19 protein-coding genes, 1 other RNA gene and 1 CRISPR repeat array are annotated in these 23910 nt (G+C 37.9%); of the genes, 17 read left to right on the top strand and 3 right to left on the bottom strand.

The window, feature by feature from the left end:
- The first annotated feature begins 188 nt into the window (after positions 1–188).
- From ACEXOE_RS02225 to cas2, 11 genes are all read left to right on the top strand, one after another.
- Entirely contained in the window at positions 189–1253 is a 1065-nt protein-coding gene (locus ACEXOE_RS02225; RefSeq protein ID WP_394747095.1) for a type I restriction endonuclease, read from the top strand.
- Positions 1250–2377 carry a hypothetical protein gene (locus ACEXOE_RS02220; RefSeq protein ID WP_394747094.1) on the top strand — a complete coding sequence of 376 codons (1128 nt, stop codon included), beginning with the start codon at positions 1250–1252 and terminating at the stop codon, positions 2375–2377. Before ACEXOE_RS02225 ends, ACEXOE_RS02220 begins: the two co-directional genes overlap by 4 nt.
- Before the next feature lie 312 nt (positions 2378–2689).
- The gene (locus tag ACEXOE_RS02215) at positions 2690–2872 is read left to right on the top strand and encodes a YegP family protein (protein ID WP_394747093.1); all 183 of its coding nucleotides are present in this window, start codon (positions 2690–2692) and stop codon (positions 2870–2872) included.
- Between the two features lie 11 nt (positions 2873–2883).
- Entirely contained in the window at positions 2884–3144 is a 261-nt protein-coding gene (locus ACEXOE_RS02210; protein WP_394747092.1) for an HNH endonuclease domain-containing protein, read from the top strand.
- Between the two features lie 51 nt (positions 3145–3195).
- Positions 3196–4023, top strand: coding sequence for an SPFH domain-containing protein (locus ACEXOE_RS02205; RefSeq protein ID WP_394747091.1), 828 nt, complete (start codon positions 3196–3198; stop codon positions 4021–4023).
- Complete coding sequence (locus ACEXOE_RS02200; protein WP_394747090.1) at positions 4013–4402, top strand: DUF6804 family protein; 390 nt, start codon at positions 4013–4015, stop codon at positions 4400–4402. The genes ACEXOE_RS02205 and ACEXOE_RS02200 overlap by 11 nt, the downstream gene beginning before the upstream one ends.
- Before the next feature lie 14 nt (positions 4403–4416).
- Positions 4417–4824 carry a hypothetical protein gene (locus ACEXOE_RS02195; RefSeq protein ID WP_394747089.1) on the top strand — a complete coding sequence of 136 codons (408 nt, stop codon included), beginning with the start codon at positions 4417–4419 and terminating at the stop codon, positions 4822–4824.
- A gap of 1 nt (position 4825) precedes the next feature.
- A complete protein-coding gene (locus tag ACEXOE_RS02190) occupies positions 4826–6088 on the top strand; it encodes an Asp23/Gls24 family envelope stress response protein (protein WP_394747088.1) in 1263 nt (420 codons plus the stop codon).
- 3 nt (positions 6089–6091) lie between these two features.
- A complete protein-coding gene (locus tag ACEXOE_RS02185) occupies positions 6092–6994 on the top strand; it encodes a hypothetical protein (protein WP_394747087.1) in 903 nt (300 codons plus the stop codon).
- A 79-nt stretch (positions 6995–7073) separates the two neighbouring features.
- A complete protein-coding gene (gene cas1, locus ACEXOE_RS02180) occupies positions 7074–7958 on the top strand; it encodes a type II CRISPR-associated endonuclease Cas1 (protein ID WP_394747086.1) in 885 nt (294 codons plus the stop codon).
- Positions 7949–8278, top strand: a complete 330-nt coding sequence (gene cas2, locus ACEXOE_RS02175; protein WP_394747085.1) for a CRISPR-associated endonuclease Cas2 — start codon at positions 7949–7951, stop codon at positions 8276–8278. Before cas1 ends, cas2 begins: the two co-directional genes overlap by 10 nt.
- Positions 8279–8384: 106 nt before the next feature.
- A CRISPR array of direct repeats spans positions 8385–10066; the repeat unit is 36 nt; unit sequence AATATCGTGTCTTCCAATCTGAAATCAAACCACAAC.
- Between the two features lie 78 nt (positions 10067–10144).
- Here cas2 and cas9 read toward each other — a convergent pair.
- Together cas9 and ACEXOE_RS02165 are read right to left on the bottom strand one after the other, a co-directional pair.
- Positions 10145–13537, bottom strand: coding sequence for a type II CRISPR RNA-guided endonuclease Cas9 (gene cas9, locus ACEXOE_RS02170; protein ID WP_394747084.1), 3393 nt, complete (start codon positions 13535–13537; stop codon positions 10145–10147).
- 220 nt (positions 13538–13757) lie between these two features.
- Positions 13758–14570, bottom strand: a complete 813-nt coding sequence (locus tag ACEXOE_RS02165) for an endonuclease/exonuclease/phosphatase family protein (RefSeq protein ID WP_394747083.1) — start codon at positions 14568–14570, stop codon at positions 13758–13760.
- 226 nt (positions 14571–14796) lie between these two features.
- Here ACEXOE_RS02165 and ACEXOE_RS02160 point away from each other — a divergent pair, with 226 nt between their 5' ends.
- The 5 genes from ACEXOE_RS02160 to ACEXOE_RS02140 all read left to right on the top strand — a co-directional run bounded on the left by ACEXOE_RS02160 (position 14797) and on the right by ACEXOE_RS02140 (position 21765).
- Positions 14797–16788 carry a leucine-rich repeat domain-containing protein gene (locus tag ACEXOE_RS02160; RefSeq protein WP_394747082.1) on the top strand — a complete coding sequence of 664 codons (1992 nt, stop codon included), beginning with the start codon at positions 14797–14799 and terminating at the stop codon, positions 16786–16788.
- 125 nt (positions 16789–16913) lie between these two features.
- Positions 16914–18209, top strand: a complete 1296-nt coding sequence (locus ACEXOE_RS02155) for a leucine-rich repeat domain-containing protein (RefSeq protein WP_394747081.1) — start codon at positions 16914–16916, stop codon at positions 18207–18209.
- 9 nt (positions 18210–18218) lie between these two features.
- Positions 18219–19139 (top strand): hypothetical protein, encoded by a 921-nt coding sequence (locus tag ACEXOE_RS02150; RefSeq protein ID WP_394747080.1) that lies wholly within the window; start codon positions 18219–18221, stop codon positions 19137–19139.
- Between the two features lie 50 nt (positions 19140–19189).
- Positions 19190–21136: a tetratricopeptide repeat-containing sensor histidine kinase gene (locus ACEXOE_RS02145; protein ID WP_394747079.1), complete on the top strand. Its 1947-nt coding sequence runs from the start codon at positions 19190–19192 to the stop codon at positions 21134–21136.
- The gene (locus tag ACEXOE_RS02140) at positions 21133–21765 is read left to right on the top strand and encodes a response regulator (RefSeq protein ID WP_394747078.1); all 633 of its coding nucleotides are present in this window, start codon (positions 21133–21135) and stop codon (positions 21763–21765) included. Before ACEXOE_RS02145 ends, ACEXOE_RS02140 begins: the two co-directional genes overlap by 4 nt.
- Before the next feature lie 259 nt (positions 21766–22024).
- Here ACEXOE_RS02140 and ssrA read toward each other — a convergent pair.
- Positions 22025–22420: a transfer-messenger RNA gene (gene ssrA / locus ACEXOE_RS02135) on the bottom strand.
- 241 nt (positions 22421–22661) lie between these two features.
- Here ssrA and ACEXOE_RS02130 point away from each other — a divergent pair.
- Positions 22662–23867, top strand: a complete 1206-nt coding sequence (locus ACEXOE_RS02130; protein WP_394747077.1) for an NAD(P)-dependent oxidoreductase — start codon at positions 22662–22664, stop codon at positions 23865–23867.
- Positions 23868–23910 lie beyond the last annotated feature (43 nt).

Raw genomic sequence — 23910 nt, 5'->3', positions numbered from 1 at the left:
AAATAGGGCAAATACATCCACATTAGTTTGGTGGCTAATTGCTTTACCAATAATCTTCGCGTTAATGATTTTAATGTTAATAATGTTTGGTTCAACTTTAGAAGTCATTTCATAGTGTGCAACCATCAGAATTAATTTTTTTTAAATAATCCTTTTGAGAATGGAAAACATCATAATTGAATAATAATATGGAACTACAAAACCAACTCAAAGCTTTAGCAGATAAGATTCATCAGCTAAAAGAGAAGATTTCTACGGAAGAATCTACCAAACATGCCTTTGTATTGCCCTTTATCAATAGTTTGGGCTACGACACTTTTGATCCCACAGAAGTAGTGCCCGAGTTTACTGCGGACATCGGATTAAAAAAAGGAGAGAAAGTAGATTATGCTATTTTCCAGAATGACAATCCCATATTGATCATAGAATGTAAACATTGGAAAGAATCCCTAGATGCACATAACTCCCAATTGTTTCGATATTTCCATGTTTCCAAAACACGTTTCGCATTGTTGACCAATGGCATTGAATATCGTTTTTATACCGATTTGGATGCCCGGAACAAAATGGATGATAAACCTTTTCTGGCGTTCAATATTGCGCAATTAAAGGAGAATATCGTCCACGAGATCGCTAAATTCCATAAATCGAATTTCGATGTCAATAAAATCGTGAACAATGCAAGTGCTCTAAAATATACCCGGGAGATCAAAAAACAGATCATTGAAGAATTACAGGCACCTTCATCCCATTTTGTGAAGCTCTTTGCGAGTACGGTATACCCTGGACGTCTTACAGAAAGGGTCATGGACGAGTTTACGGATTTGGTGGCAAAGGCCTTTAATCAGACCATTAGTGAGAAGGTAAACGATCGCCTGAACGCTGCCTTGAACAAGGAAGCGGAACAACAACAGGATGAAATTGTTGAACCCGAAGAAGTGAGTAAAATTGTAACTACCGAAGAAGAGTTGGAAGGTTTTAGGATTGTGGTGGCTATTTTGAGAAGGAAACTGCCCATAGCCCGTATCGCTTATAGGGACACCCAATCCTATTTTGGCATCTTGCTAGACAATAACAATAGGAAACCGTTGTGCCGACTTCATTTAAATGCTGCTACAAAATACATTGGACTTATCGACAAGAAAAAGGATGAGACTCGAGTTGTCATTACATCCATAACAGATATTTATGAACATGAAGAGGCATTGTTGGCAACAGTGGCTTACTATGAAACAAATAAAGAAAAGTCATGAAAATAAAGATAACCATACTAATGCTACTTATATCCTGTTACGATTATGGGCAAGGCATTATCCCCATAACGGAAACCAGCTTGCAACTAACCTATGATGAAACCAAAGAAGTGTATTATAGTTTTGAGGAAGGCGATCAAATTTTGTTCAATCTCAATATGGTCCAAGGGAGGCATATGCGAGAAATTGAGATTGTGGAACTCCCTGCTAACACCGTGTTTTCGACGTTTAAAGCCAATGAAATTATAGGAAAAAAGATTAAGGTTAGACGTAGAGGTGTCTATAAATTCAGATTTTATAACTCTTCATTGACCAATAGAACGTGTAGGTATACGATCCATAGAATTCCGGCGAATGAAAGTACACGCAGCTTCAATACCAATTGGGAATGGGCGATACAGAGGGATACGACCTATACGTCGTATCAACAAGATAGTTTGGTCGGTCACGAAACAATTAAATATCAGGAAACCAAGAGAGAATTAAAGAAATTGGAAAAGCAAGAAATATTGGTTTTTGATAAATGGCAAAAAGTGAATTCATTGGCGAGAGGTAATGACAGTAGAAATTTCGTTAAAGTTGATTTGCCAAAGGGAATTATGGGAAATTTAAGGGAAGAAAAGATTATTGGTTGGGCATATTGGGTAGGGGTTGGTCAAGCTTCTAAAAATGCTTTGGAGAAGAATAAAAAATCCTTAGCAAATCTTACAAAAACTGTTGCATCAAATTATATTTCCCCCTTGGGAGCCTTAGCTCTTGGGGAACTGACTAATTTGATTATTCCCAATACGGGTGAAGACGTAGAATATTATTTTATGACCGACTATGACAATGTGCTTTTGTTTAAAGCTTGCAAATCGTTTTATTTTTTTGACACCGGTAAAGGAAGAGCGGCATATGGAATAAGTGATAATATCAGAGAAAAATCATTCTATATAGGTTTGCTAAACAATAACTCCTTAATTCCGATCGAAGTAAATGTGAAAGTAATAGCCATAAAAGAAATTAAAACTTTCGAGAATGTGACTTATAACAGAGAAAAAGAGAACCCTCAATACCTAACATTGAACAAAACCCAAATGCATATTGAAGAAACCAAAATACGGGTACCCGTAGAACATTAAATCCAAATTCACATAAAAACCTATTTCATCATTATTTCTAGCATCCTTCTTTTTCTATTTTTTTTGATCAGAAGGAAAGTAAGGTGTACATCTATAAAGGAAAAGGAAGTAAACGTTATCATCTTATAAAAACATGTAGGGGGGTGTCCCACTGCTCCACGGATACTTTTGAAGTGCCATTGAAAAAAGCAAAGGAAATGGGCAGGACGCTCTGCGGGTGGGAAGATTGATTTTGTATTACGGATATCTGTAATGTAGTGTGCGCAATAGGGTTTAAGTTTGATTCATCAACAATTTAAAAAAGAAAGAATCATGACATTTCCAAAATTCATCATTAAAAAAAGTTCGAACGATCAATTCTATTTTAATCTCCATTCAGTCAATGGAAAAATTATAGCGACCAGTGAGCTATACGTATCCAAACAATCTTGTGAAAACGGAATTGCAGCGGTGAAACGAGATGCTCCTAAGGCAGGTATAGAAGATCAAAGCTAAGATATAGAAAAATGGCAAATCAGGATGAAATACAGAAGGTTTGGGAACGGGGAAAGCCTATGCCCGGAAAAGATCCAAAATTGTATCGTCAGGACAGTATGGGAAATAAGCTCTATAGATATTCCTATGGAAGGAGTTCGGAAATGGGCTGGGAGATCGATCATAAGAAACCAAAGAGCAAAGGTGGGTCGGAATCCATTAGAAACAAACAACCCTTACAAACACAAGAGAACAGGAAGAAATCGAATAAATATCCTTACAAGAAGAAATAAAAGTAGGGAACAAACAGAAAATCCAATAAATAACCCATTAAAAGAAATCGTATGGCCATTATATATACAGTTCCCCAAAATCATGTTTTGATGATCAAAAGATTTGGCAAACATGCTAGAGTTCAAAAAGAAGGGATACGTTGCAAGATTCCTTTTATAGAAAGTATCAAATATGTGCAGAATTGGCGTAAGGTGGCCAACAAAAAAGATTGTTTTATAGAATTGTCCGAACAACAGACCGATACGCCACCAAGGCAATGTCAGACCTTGGACAATGTCACGATAGAGGCCAATGCGTCCATTTATTGGAGAATCGTGGATCCGATCAAAGCAGTCTATGATATTGATATTTTACCCAAGTCCATTGCCGATATCGCACTGAATGCATTACGGGCTAATCTCGGCAAGCTCAAGTTGGATCAAGTATTGTCCGAACGGACAGATTTAAACCAGAAGATTGCGATTGAACTTGGGGAGAGTGCTTCAAAATGGGGCGTTGCTTTTACGAGGGTGGAGATCCAGGAAATTGACTATTCAAAGGATACAGCAGATGCCATGATGCAGGAAATGTCGGCAGAAAGAAAAAAAAGAGCTTTAATTGCCGAATCGGAAGGTATGGCACAATCAGAGCTGACCAGGGCAAAAGCAGAAGCGGAGGCCAATCTCATCCGAGCAAATGCCCAGGCCGATATGCTGAAAATAATAGCCGAAGCGGAGAGTAATTATATTTTAAAATTAAAAGAACATACAACTGGAGATACCGCCACTCAGATTATGTTATCCCAAAAATATATCGATGGAATGAAAATCGTTAGCCAGAATCCGAGCAACAAGGTTTTTCTTCCCTCTGATTTTAACGGAAGAATTGATGTTGGATAATCGATCACCGTTACAGAAGACTCTTCGGAATGTTTCACGAACGGTATCGATTCTCTCTGCTTTGGCATTGTTCATGGCCGTTATTAATTTACCTAGGGAATACTATTGGGTATTGCGGATCCTAGTTTTTTTCGGGGCCGCTTTGGTCATTGTTAAAAATATTGAACAAACGTATTGGGTGTTGATTTTTGGTGTGATTGCCGTATTGTTCAATCCCATATTCCCTATTTATCTCTATAGAAAGATAATCTGGATGCAATTGGATATTATCTCGGGCGTAGTATTCTTAATTGAACTCATGTTGACAGGGATGCCGAAAGTATCGGAGAAAATTAAACCTGAAAACCAGAAAAAATATAAAAGAGATAAAGTAGTTTAATCAATCCTGTTGTCATGGAAGAAAAACCAATTCCTACCGAACTTAAAAGTCATTTTTTACGATTATATCAAATCGCCATAGCGGATGAGGATTTTGATGTGTTGGAAATGCAAATGTTATACAAATTTGCCGAAGACAGGGGTGTTTCCAAAGAGCAATTAAAACAGCTTTTATTAAGTCCAACCAAATATACGGCCATCCCCGAAGGTGTGGGAAAAAGGGTAGAATATTTGTATGATCTGGCTACTATGATCTGGGCAGATGGGATAGTTATGGAAGATGAATACAATATGATAAAGAAGTATTGCCAGAAGTTTGGGTTCGAGGAGGAAAATATCATTCCTATCGTGGACTACTTATTAAAGAATGCAAAAGAGAACATACCTAAAGAAACTATCCTAAAAAGTTTAAATGTGGAATAATATGGAAAATATCAGTAAGCTTTTCACCTTAAAAAAGAAGCCTTCCATTGAAATAGAAACTGTAGATGACAATGGATCTCGGGAAGAGATACGGGTAACCTATTATCAAACAGGTTATGGCGCATCAAAAAAAGCTTCGGGAGAAGCGGTTACGTTTGGCGTGGGCCTTAAAAATCTGTACAATAGCTTTGAAAATCAATGTAGAAAGCAATTGGATGAACAACATCGATTAAAACAACCTTATAAAGAAGAACAGGAACGGTACAGGACAGAGGTAAAAAAGAGAGAGACGGCGATAGCCATTATCGAAGAACAACTAAAAGATACGACATTGGAAGTGGCAGAAAGGAAGTCTGAGATTATTGATGTGGTCAACAAGCCCGCAAATCATGGAATCAATGCAAACAAAAGGCCCAAAGCACAATTCTATATTGGATTGTTATTGTTGTTGCCGATCACCATCTATTTGTTCGTGTTCTATATTTCCGCTTCCTATTCCGCATTCTTTAAAGATTTTGAGACAGATAGTTTAACAGCGGCCATTTTTGATGCGAATGCTTTTTCTAAAGCTATTTCCGATGGTTGGTTAGAGGCCATTTTTGTAGGTACCTTGCCTTTTGTGTTTATGGGACTGGGGTATTTGATCCATATGTTCCATAAGATCAAAGGGTGGAAAGCGATCATGAAATTAGTATCATTATTGTTGCTTACGTTTATTTTTGATTTGATATTGGCGTATTTGATCGAACAGAAAATATTTTTGTTCGATGCTGTGGTAGGTCAGGAATTTTCCATTCCGGACGCATTGCAAAGTGTTAGTTTTTGGGGGATAATTTTTGCAGGCTTTATCGTATATGTCATTTGGGGGCTGGTATTTGATTTCGTGATGAAAGAACACGAAAATGTAGATAAAATAAAAGCATTTGTACGTGCTAAAAAAGAGGAGATCAAGAACCTTCAGGTAAAAATAAAAGTGTTAAAAAAGGACATAGATGTTGTGAAACAAGAAATAGTGTCTTTTGCCGGAAAAATAACGGAATTACAGGCAAAGATAGATGGGTTTATTTTACCTGTAAAAGAATACTTGTACTATCATTATCAATATAAGGAGGGCTGGTACCAGGCGATCAATTCAGAATTGTCCTTTCCCTTAAAGCAATTGGAGGAATTGCGTAGGGCCTGTGAAGAAGTGGAACAACAGCATTTGACAAATCTTGACTTGATTGACATGGACTATCAAAATTTAATTTTTGAAACCAATTAGGACATGAAAAAACAATTACTTATCGCTTGTCTATTGTTATTGATCGGCACTTCCTGTAAAAATGAAGGGAAGCATAAACCAGTGGGAACCCCAAATAGGTCGATCAAAAAAAAAGGAAAGCCTGTAAACTTGAATATCAGTGTTCTTTTGGATTTGTCCGATCGAATAGATACCATTAAGAACGGAAATCAAACCATGCATTATTACCAGCGAGATTTGGAGTATATCCAATCTATTTCAAATGCATTTATCGCGCATCTGGAACTAAAAAAAATAAGGACCATGAATGATAAGATCGCATTGTTCTTTGACCCGGAACCAAAGAATCGAAAAATCAACGCAATTTCAAAAAACCTGAAATTCCATATTATCAGGAAAAATGCCACGTTAGAGATGTTCCATAAGATTAGGGATTCATATCAAAAATTACCAAAAGAAATCTATGAACAGGCCATCACGGATGGAAAATATATTGGATCGGATACCTGGCGTTTTTTTAAAAATAAAGTGAATGATTACTGTATAGAGCATGGATATAGAAACATTTTAGTGATTTTGACCGATGGGTATATCTATCATAAGAATACTAAAATTCAAGAAGACAATAGAACAACATTTTTAACACCACAGAATATACGTAAGGATAAGCTTAATACTGCAAAATGGAGTGATCGTTTTAACCAGAAGGATTATGGATTTATAGCAAATAACAAAGATTTGTCCAACCTTGAGGTACTTGTTTTAGGAATTAATCCAGCTACGAAACATCCTTATGAGGAAGACGTAATCATCGCCTATTGGAGTAAATGGTTGGAAGAGATGAACCTTAAGAATTTTGAAATTAAGCAAGCAGATCTGCCTTCCCATATGGAAAAAGTGATACATAATTTTGTTTTGAAAGAATGATGCTTAGAACAATTGGAGAGCCATTACGAAACCTTCCCCATATAAATAAAGTACACACGAATCTGTATTTGGTGATAAAATGATAAAAAGATCAGTTTTAGTAGAGAAGAAGGCCAAAATCACCTGTAAATACAAACAACTTCGTATTGAAACAGATGAGCGTATAGCGTCATTGCCTATTGAAGACATAGGTTTTTTGGTGCTGGACCATCAGGAAACCTATATTAGTCTGCCGGCTCTGAATCTATTGATCGAAAACAATAGTGCCGTAATTATCTGTAATACGCTGCACCTGCCCAATGGAATGTTCCTTAATCTGAACGGGCATCATATACAACAACAATTGTTCAATGCACAGATCAATGCGAGTGCACCGTTGAAGAAAAACCTTTGGCAACAGACGGTTAAAGAAAAAATAAGAAACCAAGGATTTATGCTTAAAAAGATTACTGGGATAGACAATAAATTTGAATTTTTGGCATCTAAAGTTTTAAGTGGCGATACATCCAATATGGAAGGCGTTGCGGCCGGTTTTTATTGGAATTCCTTTTTTGAAAAGACATTTAAACGGGAACGTTATGGTAAATATCCCAATAATTTTTTGAACTATGGTTATGCGATTTTACGTGCCGCCACGGCCAGGGCATTATCGGGTAGTGGTCTGCTCAATACGCTGGGGATACACCATAAGAACAAATATAATGCCTTTGCCCTTGCCGATGATATTATGGAACCTTACCGCCCTGTTGTGGACGAATGCGTTCATGGTATTGCCCAAAAGTTCCGAGAAGAAGAACTGAACACCCCTATAAAATCGGAATTACTGAACCTTCTTACCAGAACGGTCTATTTTGGGAATGAAAAAAGCCCGTTGATGGTTGCGCTGCAAAAAACGGCAAGTTCCTTGCAGCAATGTTATACGGGAGAGCGAAAAAAAATTAAATATGCTCAATTGTGGAATTAAACGGATATCGTATTATGTGGTTGTTCGTTTTTTTTGATTTGCCAACAGGAACCAAGAAAGATCGCAGGAATGCAGCGGGATTTCGAAAAAATCTTCTAAAAGATGGTTTTGATATGATGCAGTATTCCGTATACATCCGTCATTGTGCCAGTAGTGAAAGTGCCGATGTGCATGAACGACGTGTGCATCGTTTGTTGCCCCCTTTGGGAAAAGTGAGTGTGTTGCGAATCACAGACAGGCAATTTGGCAATATCCTCAATTTTTGGGGCAGGGCAGAGATTCCAAAAGCTCCACCTCCTTTACAGTTAGAATTGTTTTAGAAATAAAAAAATGCCTCAATTAAGCCTTATCACTACTAAAAAGAAGCATTTTTTAAAACGATATTCTTATATAAACACTTGGTTATAAGAAGCTAAGAAACCAGCTAATATCGTGTCTTCCAATCTGAAATCAAACCACAACGCACATTATTAACATTTAAACATTTATATTAATATCGTGTCTTCCAATCTGAAATCAAACCACAACCATTGCCGCATCACTGTCCAAAGGCGCTGAAATATCGTGTCTTCCAATCTGAAATCAAACCACAACAGGAATACATTGTTAAAGAAAATCACCCGGAATATCGTGTCTTCCAATCTGAAATCAAACCACAACAGTCGGATGTTTTTGGATCCCTAATTTTTCAATATCGTGTCTTCCAATCTGAAATCAAACCACAACTGTTTTAGGTCAATTGTTGCCATAACTTGAATATCGTGTCTTCCAATCTGAAATCAAACCACAACATAACGGGTCCCTTAGAGGTGCTAACAACAAATATCGTGTCTTCCAATCTGAAATCAAACCACAACGAGTAGGTGCTTTATTTAGAGAGGCCATACAATATCGTGTCTTCCAATCTGAAATCAAACCACAACAGTTGCGCCTCTCGCTCCGCTTTGAGTGTTAATATCGTGTCTTCCAATCTGAAATCAAACCACAACGCTTGGTTATTCCGGTGTCCGAAACACTGTAATATCGTGTCTTCCAATCTGAAATCAAACCACAACCGTTTGCTTATCAATACCACTACTTCCATGAATATCGTGTCTTCCAATCTGAAATCAAACCACAACGGTATGACCATTGGGGTCAGTTACGAAGTCAATATCGTGTCTTCCAATCTGAAATCAAACCACAACAGAACTTCATGATCGAGAAGGTAGAAGAAAATATCGTGTCTTCCAATCTGAAATCAAACCACAACATAGCTTTGCATCTTACCCTTGTTCGATCTAATATCGTGTCTTCCAATCTGAAATCAAACCACAACCGAACCGAAACTCTCGATTGCCAAGAAGAAAATATCGTGTCTTCCAATCTGAAATCAAACCACAACACGATGCGGTACTTCTTTTGAACGATAAGTAATATCGTGTCTTCCAATCTGAAATCAAACCACAACATGCGCTGATTACACCGGAGCAATGGGACGAATATCGTGTCTTCCAATCTGAAATCAAACCACAACCATTTAAGTCTTTTTGTAAACGCTGTAAAAAATATCGTGTCTTCCAATCTGAAATCAAACCACAACTAGTTGGTGATTTAGATGGTATAAGGTTTAAATATCGTGTCTTCCAATCTGAAATCAAACCACAACCCATGGGCACCGGCTTCGATCGTGAAACCAAATATCGTGTCTTCCAATCTGAAATCAAACCACAACTAGACCCTTACGTCCCAGAAATGGTTTAGGAATATCGTGTCTTCCAATCTGAAATCAAACCACAACCTACAAGGGTCAACGATCTAGCTTTAGGAAATATCGTGTCTTCCAATCTGAAATCAAACCACAACTAAGAAACTCTTTAGACCCCTCGTATAAATAATATCGTGTCTTCCAATCTGAAATCAAACCACAACTCAGGGAAACAAGACATTTCACGGACATTTAATATCGTGTCTTCCAATCTGAAATCAAACCACAACGGACGGGACAAAACTCAATTTCTATTACAGAATATCGTGTCTTCCAATCTGAAATCAAACCACAACCAGAACTTGGCGAACGTCCCGTGCGCGTCAATATCGTGTCTTCCAATCTGAAATCAAACCACAACACCTACCAACAAAGGTAGAGTGAAGATTACAATATCGCGTCGTCTAATTTTACTATATCAAAGAACGTGATGGCAAACCTATGATGATATTTTGGTTATTTCGCCCGTAACTGAAATATACACTTTTATTGGGTTAAAGGTGAGCCAACCTGTCTTGCCTTCTCCGAAGCTCTGTATCCTGACATAATGTGGTTGAAAATTCTTCTGTATTGAAGCTTCCGTATTCAATCTAAATTCATAAAATTTAGAGGATAATTTTTGTACACGATATAAATGTTCTCTCAAAACACTAAAATTAGGTTTTTTCCAATTGATCTCATCTTCATGTAAACCTAATAAAAACATATCGTTTATATGCAAAGCACTAACTATTTCTTTTCCATCTAAAGGTAATTTGTATATGTTTCCTCCTGTTCTTTTACGTTCTACTACAGTCCAAAAAGTAACTACTTCTTCTTTTAGTTTTCCATTAGTACCCCTATAAATTAGTACGTGGTGGTTGTTTCTGGGGTTTACCCATTGGTTTTTGCTATCCTTTAATTGCTCTGCGCCACTAAAGTTTTCTTTCATCCTAACTTTTAAGATAGGAACAGGGTTACCATTTTTATTGGGTAAAAAGATTTGAGGTTTTTTTACACCCTTTTCATCAACTGTAAAAAAAGTATTTGCAGGTACTTTTCCTTTTGCAAAACCTTCCAATTCTTGTATGCGCTTTAAAATTATTTTTTTAATAGTTTTATCTACCACCTTTTCCAATTGTTTTGCGGTCACGATACTATCAATAGGCTTTCTAACATGAAAGGCTTCATCACCAAAAGGTGCTTTGCGTTTGCCAAAAACAGTTTCTTTATGCAATTGCCCTCTTGCGGCCACCCCTTTGTTTTTATAGATTTTATTGTTTTTTTCAGCTTTGTTCATTCTTACAGTAATGCTATTTGAAACCCGCTTATGGGAGATTAAAATGGTATCCACTGCTTTTTCGACATCATACCTAAACCTTTTCCATGGCATTGAAAAATCTTTCATATCAGCTTTACGGTGATAGCTGTTCCAGCGTGATAGTTCTTGTAGATAACTTGTTTTGGTACAGGACATTACCAGGGCATCTATAGCATGGTGACGGTGGTCTTCCCGTGTTTTGAAATTTTCTTCGTTTATTATGGAATTCAGTCCCCATTTGTATCGTAAGTGGGCCGTCATCTGTCCAGGATAAACAGTTATGGAAGTACATATCTTGGTAAGGTAGCTTTTGGCTTCCTTACTGATATAACGGGTATCGTTCAATTGCCTGGAGACAAAATCATCATCAAAACTTTGTTGTACAAAGCGTTTGAATTTTTGATAGGCCAATGGATATTCTTTGGTATCTGAAAACAGTCTTAAGGCCCGCTCTTTTATTGCAGACCAATTCCCTTCATCACTTCCGTAAAACTCATAAGGTGTTTTATTTCCCTTTTTTAGGTTTTCCTTAGCCCAGCATAAGGTTTTATTGGCAAAACTGTCATTTAGAGAACGGCTCCAAGGGTGAATGTGCTCTATTTGTACTTCGCCCGTAAACAGATCATGGATAGCAATGGGTTTCCCGGTATAAGGGCAGGTTTTTTTGCACTCTTCCCAAAGTTTGAATTTTAGCATGTTGTCATGGGAAAGATTGGTATATTTTAAAACCTCCTTTTTTACCCGGTCGTTCTCCCGTTCCAATCGTTTTTGATTTCGTCGGATTTGATTGCGCTTTGATTTCGATATTTTTAAATCCCTCGCCATTTCAACTTTGATCTGGTCCATTGGACCATAGGTGTCAATGAGAGCATTTACCAATTTACGTAGCTCAAATAATGCCGTAACCACTATGGGGTTTCTAATAGCCTGTATTTCTTTATCTGCATCCTTTCCCAGTGGTAATTTATCAAGTAATTCCTGATTTCGGATGTTTGCCGAATGGTGGTACAATTTTTTAAGTTGTTTATCAGTGAGATCAAAATTTTTGTGGAGCAATGTTTTCAAGGTTTCTATGAAACCTCCTTTTGTTTTGGAACGTACTATTCTTTCAATAGCCTCAATGATTTCCAACTGTTTTTGATTATTGACCGGGGTATCCTTTTGCCATAATGGGCCAAATACATTTTTTATACCCCCCATGACAACCGCCACATCATAGGTGTATCCTTGTTTTAAAAAGGGTAAAATATTGGTGATGGCCTTACTGCTTAGACTGGCATAACCTTCTTTGACATTGAACTTAGAAATTGCTTCTGCTTTCTCTAGGGTGAAATCCCAGTGTTTCAGTGCATATTCTTTTAGATTGGATTTGCTGTCAAAGAAGTATAGAATATGCCAAATATCTTGTTGCTCCTTCGCCGAAAATTCAAACCATTTTACGCCAAAGTATTTTTTATGGGATAAGTGGGCAATAGTATGTGTTCCTGCTATTTTGTCATCATCTTTGTAATTGAATTTGAATTCAGCATGTTCTTTCCCAATGATTTTTCGTAGTCTCTTAAAGTTCGTTTTCTCCGTAACATATAAAAACGCTGCAATTTTTCCCCTTTCTTCTTGTGTGATCTTTTCTCCATTACATTCTACGGTATTGACCCATTGCCAGATCCTAAATTCCTCAAACGCAATGGAGCTTATAGGACTTTTTGTTTTAGAGGGCTCAAAACTGCAATTGCCCACCAAATGCTTTTGTGAACGTAGGGGGCGCTGATGGAATAAAATACCATCTTTCTTGTACCCATCTAATTTTCTGCCTCCGAACAGCGTTTTTAATTCCTCGTTTAAAAAAGGGTGGAATTGCGCTTGTTTGTTCCATATCAATTCAAATTCATTTACATACATTTGGCGCGTAGTATACCTATTTCGGATACGTTCCAAGTCACCTTGGTAAGGTTTATTTTCTTCTGGGTAAATATGATACAGATAAGATCCTAACGTTCTACCTTCTATACTTTCCGTGGTTTTCCAAATTCCTATTTTCCCCTCTTTGACATTTCCCTTGAAAATGGCACCATCATGGAATCCCCCTTTTCTACTGTTGCTCAGAAAGCCCCTGCGTTGTATGATGTGGTAAAAAATGCGACCGATCTCATGAGGTGTTACCTTTTCTTTTAGTGCCTTGTTTCTTAATAGGTACGGATTCAATGCAAACCAAGAAGCAAGCTTTGTTTCTGGAAATTGTTTGGTTTTCTTCCAAGTTTCAAAATCGTCGTCTGTAAGAGGGCATAGGTTGTATTTTGCAAGATGCTGCAACAGTATTTTTTTACGCAACCTTCTTCTGAAAAATTGACGTCTTACACCTCTTGCTCCGGTTCTACTAGCATTTTTGGACATTTCATTTTCTCCATCTCCTAAATTTTCTACCCCCATGGGAAATATTCTACTGCCCATACCTAATATTTTATTTTGAGCATCATCAATAATCGCCCAACCAATGCTATTGGTGCCAATGTCTAGCCCTAATATTTTTGACATTTTATCTTATATGTTTTATAGTCTTAAACTTAATCATTAAAACAACATCTCACTACAGATATCTGTTATTGTGTTTTAGAATCTTTTGTATATCTTAGCGAAAAGATTAAAACTTCCAATCTTTAATCTTATCACAATAAGGCTATATGCCGTAGATGAAAATCTTTAGTCCTGCTTCGGTGGGACTTTTTGTTTTAAGGGCAGTTTGTTTGGGGATTGATCACTTTAACCCAAATTTCAAAAAAACTGGCAAATGATCCGATAAGACCCTAGCATGACTTAAATTTTCACAAAAACGTACATAATCGATAATGCCTCCTGCTATTTTGTTGATTTTCTTGGAATAAAAGATATGATCAATGGCATAGTTTCGGTACGGGGCACCTTGTTGGCAATTCCGTTTTAAAGTAGTTTTTTGATTGTAAAAGGAGGGGGTATAGCCCCCTTTTTTTAAATTATCAAATACAGCGTTCCTTTCTTCTGTGTTAAAGTCCCCAGCTAAAATCAGAGGCCCTTGAAAGGAGGTGGTGATAAATTCGGTAAGAGCTTTGATTTCTGGTATGGGATTCTTACGATAAGGCCGGGAATGAAAATTGATAATCGAAAACTTCTTCTTGTTCAGGTAAAAATCGATTAAAAAAGGTTCCCGGTCAATGGACCTATGGAGTTCACGGAGTAATCGGCCCCTATTTTTGATTTTAATGTGCTTTGTTTTCCAAATATAGGCATAGCGCTCCGTCATATAAGGCGGACTATCGGTAGGATCACTTACAATATAGTCCCATTTGGCCCCCATACGATTTAATTGGTCACTCAATTTGGCTACGGCCTGTGCTCCACCATAGCCCGCAACCACTTCTTGAAGAACAAGAATATCCGCCTTCTGTACAATTTCTGCAATACGCCTTAGGGCCCCACTTTTCTTAGTTTTTCCAAAATCCTTGATGTTCCAAGAAATCAGATGGATGGTATCTTTTTGGGCTTGTACATTTTTACTGGCAAGAATGAAAAAAAGAAGTAAAAATACTCTCATATGATGATTTTGAAGTGTATTCAAAATAAGACAAACTTATAATCATTCCGTTACAGATTTCCGTAAGCTCATGACTTTAAAAACACTATTTACTTGTTAATGCCCATCTACACAATGTTTAACCACCCATATCAGGGAAAACCCCTAGATACAATTTCAGGGATTTTCACGGATAAATAATAGCCTTGTTGCCAATACCTTAGCACTGAATTTAAAAACTAATGGTATGAGAGGAAGACTTTTGAATTTATGGACAATGCTATTCTTGATTCTTTTAACGGCTTGTAGTAAAGACGATGGGAATATTGTTGAAGAACCTACTAAAAGTAGTGCGAAGCAGATTACTGCACTTGTTTTTAAATCGGATGTCAATACAGTCTTAACTATGGATGTAAGGGCGAGTGTCAACGAAACGGCCAAACGTATTTCGGCAATCATGCCTTTTGGAACGGATATCAGTGCCTTGAAGCCGGAAATAACTATTTCGGAAAAGGCAACGGTCAGTAATGCCTCCGTTAATGATTTTACAGAAGTGGTGAAGATTACAGTTACGGCAGAAGACGGCTCCACCGTTGTCTACGATGTTATCATTTCCATTGCACCCAACAATGCGAATGCTATACTATCATTTGCCTTTTCCCTAACAGAAAATCCCATTTCCCTTACGATCGTAGGGCAAATTGACGAAGAGAACAAGATCATCATTTTTGAAACACCTTTAGGAACCGATATTTCATCATTACTACCTCAGATACAAGCCTCGGAAGGTTCAAGTTTTAGTCCTCAGGGGCGTCAAGATTTTAAGGAGCCCGTCATCTATACGGTAACTGCGCAAGATGGCTCCACAACCGAATACACAGTAATCTGGGAAATTTCACAAAGGGATATTTTGCTCACCTTGTACAATCAGAATCCGGAGAATACATTGGATTGGGATTTGGAAAATACAGATATCTCCACTTGGGAAGGTGTAACCACCGATGGAATGGGTAATGTGATTGCATTGAACTTTGTTAGAAAAGACCTTCAAAACCTTCCTGAGGTTATTGGTAGACTTTCTGAATTGTCCACTTTGAATTTGGAATCGAATTCAATTCGTGAAATTCCTAGAAGTATTCAAAATCTTACCAAACTTACTGACTTCTCTCTGGAAGGAAATCAAATTGCTGAACTTCCAATGGAAATAGGCCTATTGAACAGTCTAGATCGTTTTTTCTTAAGCTTTAATCTCCTTGAGGAAATACCAACTGAAATTGGGGAATTAACCAACCTTAGAAGCTTGGATGTAAGCCATAATATGTTGAGGTCATTGCCAAGCGAGTTAGGAAAGTTAAGCAATTTAACATTCCTAAAAATCAATCGCAACCAAATGACAGACTTGCCTTCTGAGTTAGATCAACTTCAACTCCGAGGAATTGATTTATCGGACAATAAATTTGAACGCATCCCGTCATCGATTTTTCGTATGCCCAATTTAGAATTCTTACGAATTACATTTTGCCCACTTAAGTCATTGCCACCTGCAATCGGCCAAGCTAAAAAATTAGAAACGTTGAGGATTGAGTACACTACTGAAATATTAAGTTTACCTATTGAAATTGGCGGTTTAGAAAGCCTGAAAAACCTAACAATACAAAATACCAGATTGGCAAATTTGCCAGCCTCCATAGGAGAATTGTCTAATTTAGAAGTACTTGCTATAACTCAAGTTGGCCTGTCTGCTCTGCCTTCTGAAATAGGAAACCTTAAAAACCTTAAAGCTTTAGATGTAACTGGTGGCTCCCTATCCAGTCTACCCGCAGAAATTGGATTATTATCAAATTTGGAAGAATTATACCTTAACAACAATGAACTTACCGATATTCCAGAAAGCATTGGGAATCTTGAAAATTTGTTTGCTTTGGGACTGCGTTTCAATCAAATTAGTGGTACGCTGCCTACGAGGATTACAGAACTCACGAAACTGAGTTATTTGGACCTACATCAAAATAGCATAGATAAGATACCTACAGAAATAAGTAGGTTGACACAACTGGAAACATTAATTTTTCATGGGAATGACTTGAAAACCGTACCTCAAGAAATGGGGCTATTAACTTCTTTAATACATCTATCATTAGAAGATAACCCTAATTTAGTTACCATTCCGCAAGCAATATGCGACCTTAGGGATACTGGGACCAGGGTTGTCTTGGACCCAATAACAACCTGTCAATAGACATCCCAACATCCTTTTAACCCAAATAGATACACATACTGACCACTAATGAATAAGCATTTTTAGACCAATGCTCTAGAAAAGGGGTGTCATACTCTAATACCAAAATTTAAAAATAAGATATCATGATAAAACCATTCGGCAATTTGTGCATAATACTATTCTTAAGTACTATCATTTCCTGTAGTAAAAATGATGAAAATATAGTCACGGAACTTAATACAGCCAATACCATACAATCGTTTACTTTTTCCCTTGCCGAGAACCCAATAGATATTACCATCACTGGGCAAATTGATGAGGAAAGAAATACGATTACGTTTGAAACACCTTTAGGAACGGATATTTCATCCTTGCTCCCGCAAATACAGACCTCTAAAGGTGCTAGTTATAGTCCGGAAGGCCCCCAAGACTTCAATAAAACGGTACGTTATACCGTAACTGCGGAAAATGGATCCGTTCGGGACTATAGGGTTATCTGGGAGATCTCCCAAAGGGATGTCTTATTGACGCTCCTTAATGAAAACCCCGATCATACCCTTTCATGGGATATTACAGATAATAATATTGCAAATTGGGAAGGCGTGACCACAGATGTTGAAGGCCATGTTACGGAGTTGCATTTACGAGAAAAAAATATTCCGAATATTCCAAGGGTCATGGGCAGATTACCCAAATTGACCCATTTGATACTTCAAGGAAATTCAATTCGCGAAATTCCAGTTGAAATTGGGGATTTATCCAATTTAACGCAATTGTTCTTGGATAGAAACCAATTGAGTTCGCTTCCATTGGAGATAAAACAATTAAAACGGTTAACAGTATTAGGCCTTACGGACAATGCTATTTCTAGCTTTCCTTTAGCAATTGAGGAACTCTCCAATTTAGAGCATTTGTACTTAGGGCGTAATGCGTTGACCACCATTCCTGAGAACATAGAACGTTTGGGTAACTTAAAAGAATTATCGCTTTACGAGAACAACCTTACTCGAGTCCCCATTGCCATTACTAAATTGAAGAAACTGATATATTTAGAGCTGCAATTTAATGAAATAGAAAAAATACCAACTGAAATAGGGCAATTGGTGAAATTAGAAGAACTGTATTTAGAGAATAATAGGATTAGAAAAGTACCAAAAGAAATAGGGCAATTAGCGCAACTGGGATATCTTTTTTTAAACGATAATCAAATAGAAGATGTACCCCAAGAATTGGGTGAACTATCCCTATTGGAAATTTTTTCTTTGCGTGATAATGCATTAAGAAATGTACCCGAAGAGATTGGACAATTGACGGGATTGAGATTTTTAAGATTAAACAATAATCCAAATTTATTGACACTGCCTCACGTGGTATGTAAGCTGCGTGATACTGGGACTCAGATTTCACTTGATCCTCATACAATTTGTATCGTAAACTAAAATTGGGATATGAGCATTTTTAAAAGTACCAGATTGCATATAGGAATATATATGTTCATTTTCACCCTGTGTGGCAGAGGACAAGCACAAGCAAATCATCTAAAGAACTATCCTTCATTGGGCATTTCGTTTGAAGTGCCCAAAGCATGGACGGGTCAAGATGTTGAAAATGGGTTTTTATTAAGTAGCAGTGAAATCCCGGGCTTTATACTATTAACAACCCATAATCTTAAAAATATGAAGGAGATACAACAAGAAATGGAACAGGGTTTTGTTATTGGAGCCAACACGAAATTAATCCCTATGGGCATACCCCAAAAAATCACCTCAAATACAATAGGAGGTCAATATTCCGGTATCATTTCGGGTAAATCTGCCCAAGCCTATATTTTGGGGATGTGGAATGAATTTGGACTAGGGCTTACCCTAATCTGTGGAGCCAATTCAAACAGCTATGCTGAACATCTGAAAAAATCGGGGCTTGCCATAGCAAAATCAGTCATATTCTCCAGCCCTAAAGAGGGCGATATTTTGGGTAATGTTCCAAGTGATTTGGAGGAGTGGAAGAAGAAGTTTTCGAACTGTAGGTTAACCTACATGGAATCCTATACCTCCTATGGCAGTGGTAGTTATGGCAAAAAAATAAAAATAGATTTATGCGATAAAGGATATTTTAATCATTCTTCCTATGGCAGTATGAGTGTCAGTGGCGGAGAATATAATGCAGGTCAAGGTACAAGTCAGCAAGGTGCGGGAACATGGACAATCTTGCAAAAACAAGAACAAATAGCGCTACAATTACACTTTTACAATGGAGAAGTTTATGAGTATTTTGTTACGATAGATGGCGATGATAAAACCTATTTAAATGGGAATCGTTATTTTAGAACCTATGAAGGTGCTGGAAAGTATAGTCCAAAATGTGATTGAAACCAAACACGAAGCAGTGTCGCTGCATTTTCAAGGACCAACACACTACTATGAAACATTTCCTAAACATACTACTTCTCTTGTTTCTTGCCCAAACCTGTTTTGCTCAAAATGAAACCATAGACAGTTTAAAACAAAAGCTGAAAAAAAAGGACTTGCCAGCTACCGTTAAGGTAGATCTCTATTTATTGCTGAGTAGCGAGTTTTTATCGGTGAGTATTGACAGTAGCATTGTTTATACGAAAAAAGCTGCAAAACTTTCAGCGCAAAACCGGCAATACAGAGCCGCTAAAATATATAGTAACAAAGGCTTGTTTCAACATTATGCAGCTGACCGTGATTCTGCGCATTATTACTTTGATAAAGCCTTGGAAAAGCTAGATCAGAAGGAAGACAGCATCGTGCGATCCGAGGTGTACTCCAATTATTCCATTTCTTTGGACAAGGATTTTGAAAAAGCTATCACTTATAATAATAAGGCAATCAACTTGGTCAAAGAGAACGATAGCGTAGTCTGTAAAATATACTATAATCAAGGGGTTTTGTATTTTCAAAATAACTTTGAGGGGCCTGCCAAAAAATATATCAGCTTAGGCTATGAAAGTAGTGTGAAAGGAGGAAATACCCGTTTGGAAGGTATTTCGGCAAGGGCTTTGGCCTATATCTATCGACAGGAGCAAAAAGTAGATAGTGCCACTATATATTTAGAAAAAGCCTTAGCCCTCTGTGAACGAACCAAATCTCCTGAAATATGCTATGGGATACATGTAGAACTAGGGGAATTTTACGATGGGCTCAAACAGCACAAAAAAGCGAAAAAGGCTTTTTTAGAAGCGAATAAATATGCATTGGCACGTAAAAAGAGATTCGATATTCTAAGTAGTTTCATTATGTTGGGAAGACATGAATCACAACAAGGAAATTACGCAGAGGCAAGCCAATACTTTGAGGAGTTTGAACGTATATTTAAACAAGAAGAACCTGTCTTTTATGTTGGGGTCAATGCGTATGAAAGCTGGTCGGAATTGGAAACCAAAAAAGGGAATTACAATCGATCTAACAAGCTCTTAAAAACGGCTATGCGATTTAAAGATTCGCTCTATTCCAACCAAAACAAAGCCTCCTTAGCAACAGCAGATGCCAAGTATGAGGCGGAAAAGAAAGACAAAGAAATCGCCACAAAAAACTTACAGTTGCAAGCTCAGGAAAACAACCTTTTAAAAAAAGAAAATCAGTTTAATATGGCCTTGGGTGCTGGAGTAATACTAGTACTGCTCAGTTTAGGATTGTGGTTATTTTTCAGACAAAACCAAAAATTAAAAAACAATGAAATTACTGCACTACAGACCAAACAGGAACTCCTAAAATTAGAAGCGTTGATCGATGGGGAAGAAAAAGAACGGAACAGATTGGCTCAAGACTTGCACGATGGTATCAATGGAGACCTATCGGTAATAAAATATAAGATCAGCTCCATAGCACCTACTTCCCTCTCTGTCAAGGAAAAAGTTTCTTATACCGATGCCATCACGATGTTGGATAATGCCGTTGAGGAAATTCGTAGAATTTCGCATAATCTAGCACCTCCTTCTTTGCAAAATTTTGATTTGGTGGAGGCCATAGCACAGTTTTGTCTGAAGCAAAATACCTCTAGCCCCGTAAACATTAGTTTTCAATATTTTGGCAATAAAATTGTCCTAAAGAAAGAGAATGAGACTGCTATTTACCGAATCATCCAAGAATTGGTCAACAATAGTATAAAACACGCTCAAGCTACTGAGGCCTTGGTGCAAATCAATAATCACGGTGACCGACTCTCCATTGTAGTGGAGGACAATGGTAAGGGGTTTGATCCTGAAAGACCCTCTAAAGGAATAGGACTTCAAAACATTCAATCGCGAGTAGACTTTTTAAAAGCTGATTTGGATTTGAGTTCGGGGCCCAATGGGACTACTTTTAGTATAGAGATCAATCTGACCAAAATAAAAAACACATGATACAAGTAGCTATTTTAGATGATCATAGTATGATTCTGAAAGGGATTGAAACCATGTTGGAAGATTCTCAAGAGATGGCCATCTGTGCCACCTATAGCCTGGGAAAACAGCTGCTGAGCGATATTGAAAAAGCTATGCCCGATGTATTGTTACTCGATATCAATTTGCCTGATAGCAATGGAGTGGATCTTTGTAAAAGGCTGCACAAAAGGTGCCCGGAACTGGCAATTTTGGCCTTGTCCAACTATAGTGAAACAGGCTTTATAAAAAGTATGATCAGGAATGGGGCGAAGGGGTATCTACTTAAAAATACGGATAAGCAGGAATTAATTAAGGCTATCCAGACCGTATATGCCGGAAACAACTACCTCCCAAGAGGGGTGCAAGACATATTACTAAATCACAGTATAGGTACTTCCCAAACAGACTTTATTCCAAAATTAACTCGGCGGGAAAAAGAAGTTTTACGGTTGATCTCTGAAGAACATACCAATCAAGAGATTTCTGAACTACTTTTTATCAGTGCCAAAACCGTAGAAAGCCACCGCAACAATCTCATTCAGAAAATGGGAGTTCGTAACACCGCAGGGCTCATCCGTGTGGCCGTGGAAAAAGGCTTGTTGGGATAGAAAAGATAGGAGTTTACAGGAGCCCGGTAATTTTGATTGTATGATGTTTCGGAAAAAATGCCCTTCTTTGCTTTCACTTCGTTTAAGCTTCGGAGGGCATAGGTGGAGCCGGAGGGATTAACTCAGTTTTTCCCTCGGGATCCCGTTCTGTAAATACAATTGGTAGTCCTTACAGGACTAATGCTTTAAAACAAAAAAGTCCGATCAAGTAAACTTGTCGGACTTTTTATGTATTAAATCACAACCCAATTGTGATTAATCGTGGAGCCGGAGGGATTCGAACCCTCGTCCAAACAAGCAATTACAATGCTTTCTACATGCTTAGTCTTCGTTTGGTTTTCGATGTGCCACCGACCGAAAACCGCCTATGGTACACTTAGCTTTTTTAATTTTAAAATCTTGTCAAAGCTCCAAGATCTCTATGTTGACTTTTATAGTGCCTCCATACAAATCGCCGTCAACAAGGGCTATTCAGAGACATCCAGCTTCCTTACCTTGTAAGGACGTGGCCAATCTTACTATAATTCGGATTAAGCGGCTAGAGCGTAATTATTTTCGCCAATTAAAAGTGTGGAAAATGAGATTAACGAGCTGTAGCCCAGCGCTCGGCATGCTGACATTCCAATTGGCCTCGCTGTCAAAACCAGTCGGCCCCGTGGATAATGTCATCGTAACATAGAGATATTCCTTCGGGAAATCCCATGCCTACGATATCACTTTTTTTCAAAGAACGATCTCTTTATGCTGTCTTTGTACCCTCAAGTAATGCCCTCTGGATACTGTACAGGAGTGCAAAGCTAATAAAAGTTTCCAGATAGCCTTTATCTTCACCTTACTTAAACGAATACATAGGCCATTTTTGTATATTGCGGCAAATTGCATACCAAAATACCAGCATGAAATTCGGAATCATCAAAGAACGTAAAAATCCGCCTGATCGTCGGGTGGTATTGTCCCCAGAAGCCTGTAAAACTGTCATTTCGGCACATACCGAAGCCCAAATCATTGTAGAACCTTCCCCAATACGGGTTTTTACCGATGAAGAATATCGGGAAGCTGGCATTAAAGTAGGAGCTGAGATGGAATCCTGTGATGTATTGGTAGGGGTAAAAGAAGTACCTATTGAAGCCCTGATTCCGAATAAGAAGTATTTTTTCTTTTCCCATACCATCAAAAAACAACCGTATAACCGGAAACTATTGCAAGCTATTTTAGCAAAAAATATTGAATTGTACGATCATGAAGTGATCACGGATTCCAATCGGAAGCGTCTGGTGGCTTTTGGCCGGTATGCAGGAATCGTAGGCGCGTATAATGGAATTAGGGCCTACGGTATAAAAACGGCAGCTTTTCAATTGCCCAAGGCAGAATCCCTTGCCGATCAACAAGAACTGATTTCGGAATTGCAAAAAATAACACTTTCGCCTATAAAAATCTTACTGACTGGAAAAGGTAGAGTAGGGAATGGCGCGAAAGAAATGTTGGATGCTATGGGCCTAAAGGAAGTGGATGTTGCTTCGTACTTGGAAAAGTCTTTTGATGAAGCCGTGTATTGCCAGATTGATGTGTCCGAATATAATTTGAGAAAAGATGGGGTAAAAGGAAATATGGCCGATTTTTTCGCCAATCCCGAGGAGTATAAGTCCAATTTCTTCCGTTTTGCCCGGGTAACTGATTTCTATATCGCGGGACATTTCTATGGCGATGGTTCTCCCTATCTTTTTACACGGGAAGATGCAAAACAGCCCGACTTTAATATTCAAGTCGTTGCCGATGTCAGTTGCGATATCGATGGACCTGTGGCTACTACGATCAGACCTTCTACGATTGCCGATCCCATTTATGGCTACGACCCTCAATCTGAAGAAGAAACTGATTTCATGAACAAAGATGCTATAGCCGTTATGGCGGTAGACAACCTTCCATGTGAATTGCCTAGGGATGCCAGTGTAGGATTTGGAGAGGCATTTAGAACTCATGTTATTCCGGCTTTTTTTAATGGAGATGCTGATGGAGTATTAGCCCGGGCAAGAATGACTCAAAACGGGAAACTTACGTCACATTATGCCTATCTCCAAAACTATGTAGATGGAGAAGAATAAGAGATCTCCTCTGTCCTGTAGGTAGTATCTTAAGGTATTATTT

Origin of the sequence: Spongiimicrobium salis (genome assembly GCF_043678055.1) — a bacterium.
GTDB classification, from domain to species: domain Bacteria; phylum Bacteroidota; class Bacteroidia; order Flavobacteriales; family Flavobacteriaceae; genus Spongiimicrobium; species Spongiimicrobium salis.
This window is presented reverse-complemented; position numbering and strand designations above follow the sequence as displayed.